Origin of the sequence: Enterococcus sp. C74 (assembly GCF_040887125.1) — a bacterium.
GTDB lineage: Bacteria > Bacillota > Bacilli > Lactobacillales > Enterococcaceae > Enterococcus_B > Enterococcus_B hirae.
The window spans coordinates 198688-214686 of record NZ_JBFOFA010000001.1 but is presented as its reverse complement, the minus strand read 5'-3'; the positions used below and the strand labels follow the sequence as shown (position 1 = coordinate 214686).

Sequence of the window (15999 nt, the reverse complement as noted above, 5' to 3'; positions counted from 1 at the left end):
AACCTGTCTTGATCAACGTGATCCATTAACTTCGTGAATGCTTTCTTCGTTGACTTCTACTGTAAACCATTGCTTCATTTTCTGGTTGTTCTTTTTTCACGATAAGTTTTAAACGATAAGGCTCATGATACCTTAAGCCTTCTTTGACGAAGTCACCACCTACAATAAACAACCCAACTGGTTCGAGCTTTTCATCCGCCGAATCCATAACAATCGTTCCAACAGGGGCTAAATCCGAGTAGCTGCGCCCAATACTCAACTGATATTCTTTTTCTGCTACTTTTTTAACGTAATAATAAGGATAAAGTGTGTTACGATCCACAAGATAGCCATCCATTCTTCCTAGATCATTTGTTTTAATCTCACCATTTCCGATTAAATAACGCATGTTTTCAGCTAATCGCAATTGATAATCTTCATCATAAGAAACACTGACTTCTTTCGTGTTCACTTTGTCGATTGCACCGCTATTCAGCATCGCTTCTTCTGTTTGAATATTGAATGCTTCTTCCGGTAAATATTTGACAAACAATTGTGTCACATCCGCTTTGGTATTCTTATCCAGAAAGTAATAAAATACATTCAAAATGATAAAATACACTAACACTAAAAAGCCGATTCCATACAAGAAAAATTGTAAGTAATTTTGGTTTTGCCAAAGTCCATAAATAATCCGTAAAAGATACATCGTTGGGATCACACTTAAAATCGTATAGCCTCGATTTAAATATTTAGGACTAATATCTAAATAACCTAAAAACTTATGCACGCTATTGATAATATCTAATAAAATTGTCATTGTGAATCACCTGCTTGCTGATTATACACTTGCTTCCCATCTGTATTTTGGGTTGGCGTTACATTTTTCACGGTAGCCTCTCCACTATCTTGTCCTTCAGTACTTGGTGTCGTATTACTTGGTACTGTTGACGAACTTGAGCTTGGTTCTGTATGATTTCCTCCATTGATCGCATTCGTATCACTGGTTTCGGATGAACTGCTTCCTTGCTTGTCAGACTTTTCTTTCGAACTACTTGGTTGCTCTGTAGAATACGTATTTTCATTGGTTGAACTCGTATTTTCTTCCCATGTGCTCGATGAATCATTCGTCTGATCCAGTGTTGTCGACGTTTCATTAGATGTGGTCTCTGGTGTTGATGTTGGTGTTGTTTCTTCCACCGAACTTGAACTAGGGGTACGATAACTTGAACTGTTGACAACACCGGTCGCAGTAGCAACGATTGTTGAAATAGTTAAGACTGCTATTGGTTTCAAAATAGGTGCTACTTTTCGCATCATATCTCTTCCTTTATGTTTTATTTTTCATCACTATTATTTTTTATGCTTGGTCTAAAATTCATTTTTCCACCAAACTGAATATTCATTTTCAATCGAATCAATCGCTTTTATTTTGACACTTAATTATACTTAACATAAATTTCTTATTTTTTTCTTACGTTTTCTTGAAAATTTTATAATAGAGCTAATTAATTGAAATTTTTGAACTTGCTAAATAATCCTTTGCTTCTTGGTTTATTTTCTTTAAATCACAACCTTGCTGTTTAGCTGCAAAGACACAGCCACAGTAACACTGACGAAAAATGTCATACTCTTTACACATCTGGATCGATCGCTCATATCCTTTCTTTTTCTTAAAATCACTTGGTAAGTAATGAGTTCCATAAATTTTTTGGATATCCATCCCGATTTGGTTGATCAGAGCAGCATTTTTCTTGGGTGAGATCGTTAATGCACTCCCAAAATAATCATAACCAAGTTCTTGGGCTTTTTGTGCTACCAGGTCTAAACGCATATTAAAACAGGCACTACATCTTGCGCCACCTTCTTTTTCTTCCGTAAGGCCTTGCGTAATGACCATTTTATTAAACTCACTGGGGCGGTACTCATCAACGATCAACTGAACATGATGATTGGTTTGCTCGTTAAACTGATCAACAAATCGCTTTTGTTCATGGAGTCTTCTTAAATATTCATTTTTAGGATGGATATTAGAATTTGAAAAAAATAAAGTAACCTCTGCAAATTGGCACATAAATTCTAACGTATGTGTGCTGCAAGGAGCACAACAAGTATGGATTAATATTTTTGGTCGAGTTTCTTCTTGTTGCCATTGTTGGATCATTTTTTGTAGTACTCGATCATAATTTATTTTCTGGTTTTTCATTTTTTCAACAATTACCTTTGCATCAATCATTGGGAGACCTCGCTATTCTTCAATTCTTCCATAATTATATGCTATTTGATAGCAAATCAAAAGAAAACGTACATTTTGTTTAAGATTTCTTTGAGTATTATTTATAACCTCGGTATACTGAAAGAAACAACTTTTAAAAAGGAGGATAGTTTCTTGAAATTAACCCTTTTCATGCGGAAATTAAGACGTCGAAGCGAACGTTACGCTTCTAGTCATTTTTCTTCAATCCAAGTCATTGTTTTTTACTATCTTATTATGACCATTGTCTCTTTAGGATTGTTTTACATTCCTTTTTTTCGTGAACCAGATAGTCACGTACCTTTTATCGATATGCTTTTCATGGCGATCAGTACAATCAGTGTAACGGGATTGTCCACATTTGATATTAATTCGGCTTTTAATGATAACGGGGTAATCTTACTTGAAATACTATTCCAAGTAGGTGGATTAGGGATTATGATGATCTCTACTGCTTTTATTATCTTTTCTAAACGAAGAATCACGTTACGACAGCGACAACTGATCATGACGGATATGAATCAGCCACGCTTATCTGGTATTGTTCGTTTGATTCGTATCACCTTTGTAATTTTGTTGTGGTTCCAAGTCCTTTTTGGCGCTTTCTTTTCCATTTATTTCTATTATCGAGGCTACTTTGATCATTGGCGGGATGCTCTTTTCTATGGATTTTACCAATCGATTTCTGCTGTGACCAATTCGGGTTTCGATGTCACAGGAAACTCAATCGAGCCGTTTGCACATGACTATCTGTTCCTATTTGTTATCATGTTTTTGATTTTTATTGGTGGGATAGGATTTCCTGTTTTGATGGAATTTCGTGAATGGATTTTGTATAAACGCTCAAAAGCAAAATTACCGTTTCGCTTTTCCTTATTTACAAAATTAGCGGTTTTAGCCTTTATCATCTTATTTGTTGGTGGGACGCTGTTAATCTTTTTACTTGAAAAAGACCATCTTTTTCAAGATTCTAGTTTAAGTGTCAAGTGGATCAATTCTATGTTTTACTCTATGACTACTCGTAATGCTGGCTTACAAATCCATGATTTGGGTAATTTCCAAATCACTACATTGATCGTTTTTTCTTTATTGATGTTCATTGGATGTAGCCCCAGTTCGGTAGGTGGAGGGATTCGTACAACGACCGTAGCAATTATTGGTCTTTATCTCTACTCTTTCCTTAAAAGCGAAGACAACATCAATATTTTTGGTCGTCGAATCGATAATGATGATGTGCGTAAGTCAGTCGTTGTATTTATGTTATCTCTTGGTATGTGTTTTTTCTGTATCGTCTTTTTATCAGCTACAGAAAATCAGCCTTTAATTGCAATTATCGTTGAAGTAACTTCAGCCTTCGGAACCACTGGCTTATCCCTGGGAATTACTGGGAACTTGTCAGTAATTGGGAAAATCACGATCGCAGCTTTAATGTTTATCGGTCGTATCGGTATGTTGTATACTTTGATGTTATTTGTTCCAAAAGAAACACGAGATTTAGGCTACGAATACCCTACTGAAAAAATCATCATTGGGTAAAATTTCAGACAATCGACAAACCTTGAAAGGCTGAATCTGTATTTAGTATACAAAAATGCATCCTGTGTCGCTCTAATAAAAATAACCCAAAGTAGTCAGAAAATAGAAAAGCTATTTTCGGCCACTTCGGGTTATTTATTTGTACTGAAAACTTTGCTCTTATTTGTCTAAGAGGATAATAAACTTCCTAAAACAAAAGCAATTAAATCAAAAGCATAATGCACTGCCCAACTAGTATTCAATGACTTTGTTTTTAAATAGGCTTGGTTAAACCAAAGTCTAATTCCTCCTTGAACTAAGATGACTTGCACAATCGTGAACAACGCTGAACTTCCTAGATAAGTTTCAAAGTGAATCAGTCCAAAAATAATTGCTGTGAGCAATGATGCCACCTTAGTATTGATCCCCATTTTTTTACGTAAAGTATCAAAGATAGTGATCGAAAATAGTTCTTCTCCCAGTAAAGCAATTGGTAAAATAAATACAAAAAACCACCAAGGATTATCTTGCGCACTATTTGCTTTCGTCTGAATATCTAACAACTGTGCCAGTATTCCCATGATCATCGAAGCCAACATACCATAAATTTGTGAACCAACTAAAATCAGCAAGAATGTTTTTATAAATCGTTTAGGTGTACTAAATAATTGCCTCACACCAACAAAACCAAATACCAGTAAATAGCTTACTAAACCACTAATGACAAGAAAACTAAACTGAATATAATAAAAGTCAACCTGAGTCAACCCATAGAACCCTGCCCCTAATACTCCAAAAGCAATCATTATTCTAAGGACTTGATTATTTGGTTCTGTAATTCTTTTTGTCATATTTCTTGTTCCTCTTCCGTTAAATAATTATCATTTGTTCATTGATTAGTCGCTGACGACCCTTCACATGAGTATTGTTTACGTGTCTTTTATACTACCCCATCTCCTCAAACAAGCCTTCATCATTGACAGATTTCCAATGATTTATCATGAATGTTTTCTTTTAATTTTCCATAGTATAATCATCTACGAATGAAAATTCTTTTATAGTCCTATATTTAAGACTTTTGGTACTTTGTATCTAAAAATAATCTGACCATAAATACAATAAATATGCGAATAATTAGTTTTTTTGAACTCCACTTAACCTTCATTCGTACTTATTTGTTATAAGAAACGTGTGGATAACACCCCTCGTCTAACTTTACTAATTTCTCTTTCTTTCAGTCGCATTTCTGGTCACTTTTCCAAAAGTAACTTTCTTAGAATTTTGACAAATTTTTTGCTACTATTACTTCATTACATAAACACATAAAATAATTTTGATGGAGAGATACTATGGAGTATGGTCAGTTAGTACGAAAAATCCGATTAGATAAAGGTTTTTCTCAAAAGGAAATCTATTCAGGAATCGTAACAAAATCTTATTGCATTGAATTTGAAAAAGGAAACCATGACTTGTCTTTCCGACTTCTAGCTCAAGTGTTGGAGCGATTGCTGGTAGATGTGGAAGAATTTATCTTTTTATATGACTATTATCACTCTTCTTCACAAAATTTATGGAAACAATATGAATTGGCTTCTAATACAAAGGACTTAGAAAAGCTCTTTGAGATCTATCAAACGACAACCGCTTCAAAAGATAAAAAAAGTCAGCTTCTAAACGCTTTAACTAAAATTGGCCATGATCAATTGAGTGACCATCAAATAGACAATGAGACCTTGGAGTTCCTTGTTGATTATTTAAAATCCATCGAAACATGGACACTACAAGAAATCAAAATTTATACCAACACCTTGAATTACTTTTCAGAAGAACAGCAACAAATTTTCTATAAAAATTCATTAAAAAAAATTCAGATCTATCAAGAATATCCCGCTGGTAAAAAAATTTATTTGACGTTGCTTCTTAATAGTTGCGGTCATTTTATTTCCTATGGGAATTTCTTTTTAGCAAAAGATGCGCTTAGTCATTTAAAGGAATTAACTACCGGCACTGAAGATACAATCTTTAAATTATATCGTATTTATTTTGAGAACATTCTGATTTACTGTACAGAAGAAAAAAGCACAAGTGAAACAATGATCCACTTTATTATCGAAACCTTAGACAAACTGGATTATTCTTTTTTAAGCGAACAATGTACACTCTTTTTTCAGACGATCAAAAACAACTATTAATCCACTATAGTTATTCCTAAAAAATCAACTGTTATCCGTTGGGGCTATTCTTAGACTAAACGAAACTTCAAGTAAACAATCAAGCCTAGTACCAATCGTTGTTAGACAAGAGAATCGCAACCATTTCTTAAAAAAAAGAAAAGCAATTTAACCTTTTTTTGAACATATGGTATGATTAATTGAATTTACTCGTCGTTAAGACGTTTTATGGAGGTTACATAATGGGAGTACGCAGTCAATTTGCGATTGCTGTTGGTAAAACATCACAATGGGCATTAAAAACCTTCTTTAAAGGAGGATCAAGTTTACCGGGTAAACTTGCACTTAAAATCGACCCACACATTTTAGACAGTCTTGCAAAAGATTATCAAGTGGTTGTCGTTACTGGAACAAACGGAAAGACATTGACAACTGCTTTGACAGTTAATATATTACGGCAACAATTTGATGAAGTATTAACCAACCCAACTGGGGCAAATATGGTTCAAGGAATCGTTTCTACTTTTTTGCAAGCCAAACCTAAAAAAGGGCAAAAAAAATTCGCTGTTTTAGAAATCGATGAAGCAAGTTTGAGTAAAGTAACTGAATACATGAAGCCTGAACTATTTTTATTTACAAACATTTTCCGTGATCAAATGGATCGTTATGGAGAAATCTATACCACCTACAAAATGATTGTAGACGGAGCAGCGAAATCACCTGATGCCACAATTATCAGTAATGGAGATTCGCCAATCTTCAACTCTGTGGAAACAATCAATCCTCGCCAATATTATGGGTTTGATCATGAAGAAGACCATGAACAAATGGCTCATTATAATACGGATGGTGTGCTCTGTCCTAAATGTCATCATATTTTACATTACAAGATGATCACGTATGCAAATTTAGGGAAATACTATTGTCCAAACTGTGACTTTAAACGTCCTGAACTTGATTATCGTCTAACGGATATGTTGCGCATGGACAATGTCTCAGCTGATTTTACGATTGATGGTCATAACTATGGAATTGAAGTTGGCGGGATGTACAATGTCTACAACGCGTTAGCTGCCACAGCGGTAGCTGAATATTTTGGGGTAACCCCTGAAAAAATCAAGCAAGGCCTAGGATACGACGAAAAAATATTTGGTCGTCAAGAAATCATTGATATCAATGGTAAAAAATGTACACTCGTACTTGTTAAAAATCCTGTTGGGATCAATCAGGTCATCGATATGATCGGCTTAGCCCCTTATCCATTCTCACTAGTTGCTTTATTAAATGCAAACTATGCAGATGGAATTGACGTTAGTTGGATCTGGGACGGGAATTTTGAACATTTTGCTGATATGGATATTCCTGCAGTGATCGCTGGTGGGGATCGTCATACCGATATGTCGTTACGTCTAAAAGTTGCAGGAATCCCTGAAGATAAGATCATCGAAACAAAGGAACTGAATGAAGTCATTAAAAATATCAAACAATTACCGACCGAACACGTCTACATCCTAGCTACCTATACAGCAGTTCTTCAATTACGAAAAGAATTAGCGAATCAAGGATTTATCAAAGGAGGGATGAATCATGCCTAATTATGAATTGAATATCGCCCATCTCTACGGTAATTTGATGAATACTTATGGAGACAACGGCAATCTATTGATGCTTAAATATGTCGCTAAAAAATTAGGTGTGACCTGTCATACCGAAATTGTCAGTCTGCATGAACCATTTGAAGCAGATAAATATGATTTAGTCTTTTTTGGTGGCGGACAAGATTATGAGCAACTGATCATTTCAAAAGATATCCAAGAAAAAAAAGCAGCACTAACAAACTACATTGAAAATGATGGTGTGATGTTAGCTATCTGTGGCGGGTACCAATTCCTTGGACACTATTATGTGGGTGCCAATGGAGAAAAAATCCAAGGAATCAGTGCATTAGACCATTACACCTTAAGTCAAGAAAATAATCGTTTTATCGGCGATATCGTTATCTATAATGAAGAGTTTAATGAAACCTATTATGGTTTTGAAAACCACAATGGGCGGACATTCTTAGGGGAAGGCGAACGACCTTTAGGAAAAGTCGTTCAAGGTCACGGAAATAATGGTGAAGACCAATCCGAAGGCGTCATTTATAAAAATGTTTTTGGCTCTTATTTCCACGGACCGATTCTTGCCCGAAATGAGAATCTTGCGGAACGATTGATTCGTTTAGCACTTAAACAACGTTATGGAACAGAACTTGATTTACCAGTCGAATCTTTAGCATAAAACATAACTTTTATTACCATAAATATTTGCTGGATTGTGATTGTAAATAAATCAATAGTAACAAGCGCAACACCACAACAGAAATAGCAAACTTTAATAATTGAGCCAAAGAATACGAAAATCACTGCTCTGATTTCTGGTATTCTTTGGCCTATTTTTGATCAAGTAATGATTATTACCTTGGGATACGATTGGAAAAGCAAATGACTTCACTGACGATAAGAAAGAATCGTTTGAAAAAGCGAACTAACTTTTCTGCCGTTACCTCTTTTCATTAACACTTCAACACTATCATTTAACTAATAATTTTAGCTAATTTGCCAATCAGTTTTTCTTTTTTATTATTTTATTCCCCTTAATTAGTTACCCTTCGACAAATAACAACTGAATCCAAGACCACTCATTCCCTATCATTGATATCTGATTGACCAATCATTTCTAATCGTTGTTCCCACAATAATTGATTTTCCGGATCTTCATTTTGCTGGTATAACTCAATAAAATCGATAATGATGGAAGCTTGTTCGATATAAGTTTGTAATATTTTTTTCACTTCTTCCTCTTGGATCAATTCTAAATGTTTCGTTGTTTCTGCAATCTTCTTCTGTTTTAAAAAAAACAGCCCTTTCTGTAAATAATTTTGGTCTAACTTTTTTGATAATTCTTCACTTTCTAAATATTTATTTAATATCTCTGCTTCGGCCAATTGTTCTAATTCAATGTAAGCAAATGCAAGCATCACTTTTCTTTTGTCAGATAAATTTTCTGGGGACGTTTCAATAACTACTTCCCAATTTTTTTCAAAAAAAGCCAAATCAAATTGTGCATCTGCGGTGGGGTAATATTCATTGATCTCTTTCAACCATGTAAATTCTTGTTGCTCTGTCAAATAGTCGATCAATTCATGACGCTTTTCTGGATATTCCGTTGCCGCTTGAAGATAGGCTTGCGCTTCGATTAATTTTGCCCACTCCTGCTCCTCTGTCGTGGTAATTTCTTTTTGATCTACTTTCGTAATAAAGTGTGGCCACATTACGCTAATGCCTATGAAAAGACTGAAAACAATCACCACAATAAACCAGACCCTTTTGATCGTGGGGATCAAAGATAGTAATTTTCCTTTGGTTGATCTGCTAGGTTCACCATACTTAATTGCTTTTTTCGTTCGTATCGCTGCTTTACTTTTTGTCGTCTTCTTTTTACTTCGGACTATCTGATATTGCCCACTGATTATTTCTTCTATGGCATCCTTTAACGGAAATTGTAATTCCATTGAATGAAGAAGGTGATTTTTATGATTGTAAATCCGAATACGACAACTACCTATTCTTTTATTAAGGATCGTTTGTTTATTGACCTCTTCTAATAAAATGAGGGCCTCGAAAATCGGTAGACGTTCTTCTTCGATTTCTAGCCTTTTGACATGATCAATCAGTACAGTTTCTCTTGCCATGGATAGACATCCTTTTCATTTACCAAAAGTGATGGACAAAACCGGTATTTTCATTCTGCGTATTCTTTCGATTCCTTTTCATCTATCTCTATTGGTTGATACCTTTCCACCAAAAAGTGTTTTGTAGCTGAATCAAACACATACCAAATTTGAAACAGCCCTTCATTCTCAAGTGTTTTAGTAGACTTACCTTCTTGATTCAAACTATCAATCGTCCTTGTGACGTAGGCAATCACTTCAATTTTTTGGTCATTCACGTGACGTATAAAATTCTTACTTTTTATAAAACGAGAATGACCAAAAAATTGTGGAAAAAAATCGCTTTGCTTTCTGCTTTCTTCTTCAGCAATTTTCGCTTGTTTTGCTAAAAATTTCTCATAATTCAAATAATTATCCCCGTACTCTGTGAAAGTAAAATACGAGCGTAAAAAATCATTGACCTGTTGTTCCGAGAAATGAGCAACAGGTATACGGTTATTTGTTTCTTGTTGTGTGTTCTTTTTACCAAAAGTATATCCAATACTTACGGCTATACTGCTACTGATAACCAAACAAGCAATCGTTGTAAATAATTGATGTTTATTTCTGATTTTTACCCGCTCCCTACGATTCGATAAAAGTAAACTGGTGCCAGTTGTGGATCACCATAATACCCTGCAAATGGAGTAATGACGACATCACCATTTTGACTAAATCCTTTTTTCGTAGCGGGTGTACAGTGAATAATCGTTTTTCCACCAGCATCTAAAAAGAATCCTGTATGCCCAAAATCGCCCGACGAATTACCTTTTTCTCCCCAAATAAATAAGTCACCTGCTTGTATTTCGGAATAGTTGATCGGATAGAGAAGTTGTCCTTCCAAACCATAAAGTGTTTCTGTATTTCCCAACGGTACATTTAGTCCCATTTCATTCAACACCCAAATTACGTAAGACGAGCAATCGTGATAAGGAAATACGCCTCTTTGGTTTCCCTGAGAATAATACACACCTTTTTGATGAAGACTTTGTGCTTTAGCTAAAAGAGCTTCATGAAAGTCAGAGAATCGCTCCCACAGCAATCCCATCTCTTGCTTTCCACCCAATTGCACCATTAATTGTTTGATCGCAGGCACCCAATAACGATTGAGCCCCATGGGATCATTTGTCGCATCAATCGGGCAATAGACCGCTCCTAATTGTTCGACAGTAACTCGTTGCTGGTCAATAATCAGCTTTTTAAGTGTTCGACCAGTTGCTTCGATTCCTTCGTCTAACGTACGATATGAAATTAAACCTTGATCATTCATTAGACCAGCTGGGTTATTTTTTTCTAGGATTCCTTTACTAGTCCCCCAAGCACTTTCATGAATCATGATCGCCGCTAAGATCACCGGTGAGATGCCGTTTCTTTTTGCTTCTTGTAAAATTTTATCTGCTCGATCGCTAAACGCATGACACTTAAGCAGAATTAATTGCCGAAATGTCCATTCATCAAATGACGTGTTTTGATTACCAGAGTCTAATTGGAATGTTTCCGAATATGCTACTTCTTCAAAATAAAAACTTGGATTTACTGATTGTCCATTTTTGGAATATTCAATGGTTACTTCATTTTCTTTCGCTACAGTTCCAATCAATTCTCCCGAAACGACTTCTTGGTCATGATTGACTAATGGTGAAACATTCTTTAAGACAAGCTGTCGATTATTGAATTGGATCACGATTGACTGATCAGTCACAGTCGTTTTCCCAGCCATCGGAGCATATAATTCTATATTTTTCTCAGCTTGTATTTGGATTCCCTGAAATAGCTTTTTTTCTTGGCCATCGAGAAAGTAACCATATCTTTGATTGACCATTAATCGATGATCTTCCTTAAATGGCGATTGTAGTTCCATCAATTGACGATAACGACCAATCGTTGAACCAGCATTCAATCGTTCTTTCAATTCTTCTGTCCATTCAATGATCTGAGTAAAATATTTTGTTGTTAATGTTGCTTCGTTCCCTTTTGCATGAAGGGACCATAAGTTATCATGGATCTCATGGATTTTCGCTTTGATTACTGGATTTTCGAGTTCCACATTCTCATAACAAATACCCAAATAAGACAATACTTCATCAATATTAGAAACCAAATTCATGTCTTGTGTCATCCCTATCTGTCCGTTGATTTTAATAATGTTATGCTGCTGACGAAGCACTCGATTTTTTTCAACATCCAAATGAGTCATGTACGTCCAAATATTTGTTAATTCAAATTCATTGATATTGGGTACACTCGAATAAATGACACTGGTTATCCCTATCGTCAGTAAGAATAGTAATACACAACTAAGAACCATGAGTGATCTAAAAAAATGCCATTTATTGGGCTGAACAGCTAAGAACTTACGACGCTTTTTTCTGAAGGGAACTAACATTTTATTTGTAACGCTCCGTTTTATCGATTGATTCAAGCTACTTGATAGAAAAATTTTCCGATACTCGTTGTCTCGTTTGTTCCAATTAGATTTATTCATCGGATTGTTCCTGTTTTCTTTTTATCCGTTCCTCGGGATCAGTCGTGATTAATTCATATAATCTTGTGGTTGAATCAACGGTATTAGAAAAAGGCACGATTGCATGACCTGCACGTATCAACCCTGCACCTTTTGGCGGATGGATCAAGTGTTTTTGTTGTTGAGTAGAAAGACGAAAAAGAGTAGAAAGTTCGTCCAGATCACTTTTAGCCTGTTTTAGCATAATGATAAATTCAGTGTTGCTTAGCATCCTCCGTGCTTTATCTGAAAGCAGTAACGTCTCCACATTTTGCGTGATCCCTGTAGGAATTGCTCCCCACTTTCGGATACGACTCCATAATTCAAAAAAATAATTTTCACAGTAAGGATCATTTAGCATCAACTGCATTTCATCAATGTAAATCCACGTAGTGATCCCTCGATCCCGATTACGTACCACCCGATTCCATACTTGCTCTAAAACCACCATCATCCCAAATGTTTTTAACTGACTTCCTAACTCTTTGGTGTTGTAGATGATAAAACGCTTATTTAACTCAATATTTGTCGTATGGGAAAAAATCGCTAAAGAACCTTCAATATATAATTCTAAGTCTAATACTAGTGCCTGCGCTTCTTTTTCCGGCTGTTCTTTGAGCAACGTAAACCATTCCTTCGCTAATGTTGGCATTTGCTTGTCCTGAGAATGAAAATAGTTAAAATAAGTCAAGCGAGTCACACGATCAATGATGGAACGTTGTGCGGAATTCAAACCCGATTGTCCACCGATCAAAGCTTCAAATGCTGTTAACAAAAAGTCGGATTTTAATTTTACTGGATCAACTTCCCCACTTAAATCATCTGTGATATCCAATAGATTGATAAATGTATCGGTGTTTGGTGCAATTTTAACAATTTGCGCATCAAAAGTTTGCCCAATTAATGTATCTTCATCTTCAGGATCAATCGAGATGATTTCGTCTGTTGGATTTTTTAGTAGTGTAGTAATTTCTTCATATTTTTTGGCTACCCCTTTTCCTGAGCCTGAACTACCTAAAATCATTCCACTTGGGGTATTCAACCGTTTCCGATTGATCCGAACTACATTTTTCGTTAGCTCATTCATTCCATAGTATTTGCCCTCCTCGTGGTCAAGTTCTTGCGCAGTAAATGGAATAAAAATAGCTGCACTTGCTGTAGTCAATGTTCGGCGGGTTGTTATCCAATTTTTTCCAAATGGAAGGACGGAGTTCATCCCTTCTAGTTGTAGATAATCCAAATAATGAAAGCCACAACCATTTTTTCTGGCAATACTCAAAACTCGTTCGGCTATATCAGTCAATTTTTCTTTTGTGTTTGTTCTGAAATAGACAAAAACCGAAACGAAAAATAAATTCTGTCCTTCTTTTAACAAATCATCTAATAATAAATTAGCTTCATTGATACTATTGGTTAATTCATATGGAATACTTGTATAAGGATCGTAGCCTTTTTGAGTTGCTTTTCTTTGAGCAGCGACTTTGTCTCCTTCCATATAGGCTTTTTTTATTTGAACCAGATGATTGGCTTGCTCAGCCCCGACTGGATCAATGTGGATCGATAACGTGATTTCTTCGGGTATTTCCATCAATTCTGCCATGAGTTTATCTGACAATCTAGCTGGATAGTCTTTTAGGTAAAGAATCTGGGCATATTCCTCATTGATTTCAAAATAGTTTTTCTTTTTAAAATTAAAACTGGAAGGAGCAATCACAGCTTTTGTTGAAAGATGATTAAAAACTAAATCGGAATAGTTAAATTGAAAGTGTTCCGATGATTTCAACAACTGATTGACCAATTTTAGACGCTTTAAACCGTCTAATGGGTCAACTGTTGAGCCAATTTCTTCCAAATTTCCGATTAAATTCTTTTCGATTCGTCCCAATAATTGTTTTGCCTGCTCTAAGTGATTGGCTGGGGTACTGAAAGTCAAATAGTTTTCTTTTGTAAAACGATTCTCCCCTTCATTGATTTTTTGAAGAAGCATCTGATTGACTTCTTCACGATAGCTATCATGTTGATCGCCTTTACTCTCATAAAAAAGCTTATCCGTCATCTCATCAAGCTCAACTCTTTTTTTTAAGATCGTGATTGTTAAATGGATCGTATCATCAAGACTGTTCAATAGTTCGCCATATTTTTGGAAAATCAACAATTGTTCGTCTTGTTGAGCAATTTGATAATTCACATCTGAAAATCGAACACTTTTGGAATAATAATTAGGCACAATTTCACAAATGCCACTTTCAAACATTTTTTCATAACGCAACAAATCTTGGACATTACGCTTTGGCGCTAACTTTTTTTGATATTGCCCTCTTTTTTTCTTTTGTTTTTGCATCAAACGAATAAATTTTTTATTATTAGTTTCCGTACTCAACTTGTTTTCTTTCCGCACGCTTACTCCTTTGACCCACCATGGCATTTGAATACAACTCCTCTACAATAGGATAAGTATAATAATTCGCCAATTGAAAATAATTCCATCGAATCTGCACATACTTTTCTAAAGGTAAGTGGTTAGGTGTCAGCCAGCCCACTGACAAGATAGGGGCACTGAGTACCATAAAAACGATCCCGATATCATCAATCGGATACTTCCAACTGACATAATTTAAAATGCCCAGAGGAACGATCAAAAGCAACGTTACAACAGCAGAGATAAATTGTCTTAACGAAACGCCAAAAAACAATTTTTCTTGGTAGGTTAAAATTTCTTTTCGAATTGGTACTTCAATCATCGATTTTATTTCCCTCCAGTTAAAAATGATTCTCTAGGCAGTTGCAAGAATGATTTTTGCCCATTTATTGGTATAAAATAAACTAGCACATAATGTTAGACAATTCCCTGATATCCCACTGATCACTGCAATCATTCCCTGTTTTTCATCAATTGAAAACACAGAATGTACGAGCAGTGGATAAAAACTTAATATAATAAATAAGAGGATCCCTTGTAGGGAGGAAGCACAAACTAATTTCAAAAAATTTTTACCAATCGAACTAACTTCTTCATTAAGAAACGTCACAAGAGGTAATGGAGAAATGCTAAAATACAAATAAATTTCAAAAAAACGCATGAAAATAACCAGTTTTGTTAGCACACTTGTTAGTACGGATAAAATCAACGGGATCAACAAAATAATTAACAACGTAAGTTTTTCAAAAAAGCCCCAATGGTAGATTCCCTCAATCAATGAAAGAACATCAACAGCCTTACTTCCACCTTCTCGAATCCCAATTTGACTGATACCATTACTGATTGTTGTACTAATTTCAACGATCATATGGATAAATATTGTTAAATGGCGCATGATCAACAGGCTTACTCCTAATTTAAGAAAGAGCGGGAGGAACAACTCCATGCCACCAAAACCGGAATAATTTCCATAAATCTTTTGTGCCATTTGTTGAAACTCCAGCAATAGTAAAAAGCCTAGTACAGAATAAGCAATTGGTTTGATCACTCCATTCATAATTAATTCACTGTATTGATAGATATCAGGTAGATAGGTTTCTAGATTTTGTAGTAGCATATTTTTAGGGTCGTTTGAAAAATTTAATTGATCAGCAATTGTTTGTAGTAAAAATTTGATTGCACCGTCCAGCTTAGCCACTTCCTTAGATTGAAATAGTTGCTACCCAAGCGCCAGCTGCAACGATAACAGCCCCACCAACGATCTGAAAAAGAGCATTTTGCATTCCGGGACCATTATGTTCTTTGATAGCCGCACCGAGTTGAATAATCCCCCATACAGTGAGCAGACTGCCAGAAGCAAGTACTCCTTTTGAAAACAACGACATCGCTTGCTCAAAATAGTCCATA

15 protein-coding genes are annotated in these 15999 nt (G+C 35.4%); 4 read left to right on the top strand and 11 right to left on the bottom strand.

The window, feature by feature from the left end:
• Positions 1-25 precede the first annotated feature (25 nt).
• The 3 genes from AB3H93_RS01105 to AB3H93_RS01095 form a co-directional block, all read right to left on the bottom strand.
• The gene (locus AB3H93_RS01105) at positions 26-799 is read right to left on the bottom strand and encodes a DUF6681 family protein (RefSeq protein WP_053765910.1); all 774 of its coding nucleotides are present in this window, start codon (positions 797-799) and stop codon (positions 26-28) included.
• Positions 796-1296, bottom strand: coding sequence for a hypothetical protein (locus AB3H93_RS01100; protein WP_025480242.1), 501 nt, complete (start codon positions 1294-1296; stop codon positions 796-798). The genes AB3H93_RS01105 and AB3H93_RS01100 overlap by 4 nt, the downstream gene beginning before the upstream one ends.
• Positions 1297-1483: 187 nt before the next feature.
• Entirely contained in the window at positions 1484-2215 is a 732-nt protein-coding gene (locus AB3H93_RS01095) for an epoxyqueuosine reductase QueH (protein WP_368019983.1), read from the bottom strand.
• A gap of 153 nt (positions 2216-2368) precedes the next feature.
• On the opposite strand from AB3H93_RS01095, the gene AB3H93_RS01090 reads away from it, so the two are divergent.
• Positions 2369-3769 carry a TrkH family potassium uptake protein gene (locus AB3H93_RS01090; protein ID WP_010720005.1) on the top strand — a complete coding sequence of 467 codons (1401 nt, stop codon included), beginning with the start codon at positions 2369-2371 and terminating at the stop codon, positions 3767-3769.
• Positions 3770-3936: 167 nt separating this feature from the next.
• Here AB3H93_RS01090 and AB3H93_RS01085 read toward each other — a convergent pair whose 3' ends face one another.
• On the bottom strand, positions 3937-4599 hold the full coding sequence (locus tag AB3H93_RS01085) for a CPBP family intramembrane glutamic endopeptidase (protein WP_010720006.1): 663 nt from the start codon (positions 4597-4599) through the stop codon (positions 3937-3939).
• 498 nt (positions 4600-5097) lie between these two features.
• On the opposite strand from AB3H93_RS01085, the gene AB3H93_RS01080 reads away from it, so the two are divergent.
• The 3 genes from AB3H93_RS01080 to AB3H93_RS01070 all read left to right on the top strand — a co-directional run bounded on the left by AB3H93_RS01080 (position 5098) and on the right by AB3H93_RS01070 (position 8199).
• A complete protein-coding gene (locus tag AB3H93_RS01080; RefSeq protein WP_368019982.1) occupies positions 5098-5940 on the top strand; it encodes a MutR family transcriptional regulator in 843 nt (280 codons plus the stop codon).
• A 221-nt stretch (positions 5941-6161) separates the two neighbouring features.
• Positions 6162-7514: a Mur ligase family protein gene (locus AB3H93_RS01075; protein ID WP_010738405.1), complete on the top strand. Its 1353-nt coding sequence runs from the start codon at positions 6162-6164 to the stop codon at positions 7512-7514.
• Positions 7507-8199 carry a type 1 glutamine amidotransferase gene (locus tag AB3H93_RS01070; RefSeq protein WP_034699589.1) on the top strand — a complete coding sequence of 231 codons (693 nt, stop codon included), beginning with the start codon at positions 7507-7509 and terminating at the stop codon, positions 8197-8199. Before AB3H93_RS01075 ends, AB3H93_RS01070 begins: the two co-directional genes overlap by 8 nt.
• A 400-nt stretch (positions 8200-8599) precedes the next feature.
• Here AB3H93_RS01070 and AB3H93_RS01065 read toward each other — a convergent pair whose 3' ends face one another.
• The 7 genes from AB3H93_RS01065 to AB3H93_RS01035 all read right to left on the bottom strand — a co-directional run bounded on the left by AB3H93_RS01065 (position 8600) and on the right by AB3H93_RS01035 (position 15998).
• The gene (locus tag AB3H93_RS01065) at positions 8600-9652 is read right to left on the bottom strand and encodes a hypothetical protein (RefSeq protein ID WP_368019981.1); all 1053 of its coding nucleotides are present in this window, start codon (positions 9650-9652) and stop codon (positions 8600-8602) included.
• Positions 9653-9702: 50 nt separating this feature from the next.
• Positions 9703-10038, bottom strand: coding sequence for a hypothetical protein (locus AB3H93_RS01060; RefSeq protein ID WP_368019980.1), 336 nt, complete (start codon positions 10036-10038; stop codon positions 9703-9705).
• Positions 10039-10244: 206 nt separating this feature from the next.
• Positions 10245-12155 carry a peptidoglycan amidohydrolase family protein gene (locus AB3H93_RS01055; protein ID WP_368019979.1) on the bottom strand — a complete coding sequence of 637 codons (1911 nt, stop codon included), beginning with the start codon at positions 12153-12155 and terminating at the stop codon, positions 10245-10247.
• Positions 12148-14598, bottom strand: a complete 2451-nt coding sequence (locus tag AB3H93_RS01050; protein WP_368019978.1) for a VirB4-like conjugal transfer ATPase, CD1110 family — start codon at positions 14596-14598, stop codon at positions 12148-12150. Before AB3H93_RS01050 ends, AB3H93_RS01055 begins: the two co-directional genes overlap by 8 nt.
• On the bottom strand, positions 14537-14914 hold the full coding sequence (locus tag AB3H93_RS01045) for a PrgI family protein (protein ID WP_010720014.1): 378 nt from the start codon (positions 14912-14914) through the stop codon (positions 14537-14539). Before AB3H93_RS01045 ends, AB3H93_RS01050 begins: the two co-directional genes overlap by 62 nt.
• 33 nt (positions 14915-14947) lie before the next feature.
• Positions 14948-15790 (bottom strand): hypothetical protein, encoded by an 843-nt coding sequence (locus AB3H93_RS01040; protein WP_010720015.1) that lies wholly within the window; start codon positions 15788-15790, stop codon positions 14948-14950.
• Between the two features lie 4 nt (positions 15791-15794).
• Entirely contained in the window at positions 15795-15998 is a 204-nt protein-coding gene (locus AB3H93_RS01035; protein ID WP_010720016.1) for a hypothetical protein, read from the bottom strand.
• Position 15999 lies beyond the last annotated feature (1 nt).

Coding starts and splice junctions, on each gene's coding strand:
- AB3H93_RS01045 (WP_010720014.1), bottom strand. CDS start 14,914: ATGATTGAAGTACCAATTCGAAAAGAAATTTTAACCTACCAAGAAAAA.
- AB3H93_RS01080 (WP_368019982.1), top strand. CDS start 5,098: ATGGAGTATGGTCAGTTAGTACGAAAAATCCGATTAGATAAAGGTTTT.
- AB3H93_RS01050 (WP_368019978.1), bottom strand. CDS start 14,598: ATGCCATGGTGGGTCAAAGGAGTAAGCGTGCGGAAAGAAAACAAGTTG.
- AB3H93_RS01105 (WP_053765910.1), bottom strand. CDS start 799: ATGACAATTTTATTAGATATTATCAATAGCGTGCATAAGTTTTTAGGT.
- AB3H93_RS01055 (WP_368019979.1), bottom strand. CDS start 12,155: ATGAATAAATCTAATTGGAACAAACGAGACAACGAGTATCGGAAAATT.
- AB3H93_RS01095 (WP_368019983.1), bottom strand. CDS start 2,215: ATGATTGATGCAAAGGTAATTGTTGAAAAAATGAAAAACCAGAAAATA.
- AB3H93_RS01085 (WP_010720006.1), bottom strand. CDS start 4,599: ATGACAAAAAGAATTACAGAACCAAATAATCAAGTCCTTAGAATAATG.
- AB3H93_RS01065 (WP_368019981.1), bottom strand. CDS start 9,652: ATGGCAAGAGAAACTGTACTGATTGATCATGTCAAAAGGCTAGAAATC.
- AB3H93_RS01070 (WP_034699589.1), top strand. CDS start 7,507: ATGCCTAATTATGAATTGAATATCGCCCATCTCTACGGTAATTTGATG.
- AB3H93_RS01100 (WP_025480242.1), bottom strand. CDS start 1,296: ATGCGAAAAGTAGCACCTATTTTGAAACCAATAGCAGTCTTAACTATT.
- AB3H93_RS01035 (WP_010720016.1), bottom strand. CDS start 15,998: ATGGACTATTTTGAGCAAGCGATGTCGTTGTTTTCAAAAGGAGTACTT.
- AB3H93_RS01075 (WP_010738405.1), top strand. CDS start 6,162: ATGGGAGTACGCAGTCAATTTGCGATTGCTGTTGGTAAAACATCACAA.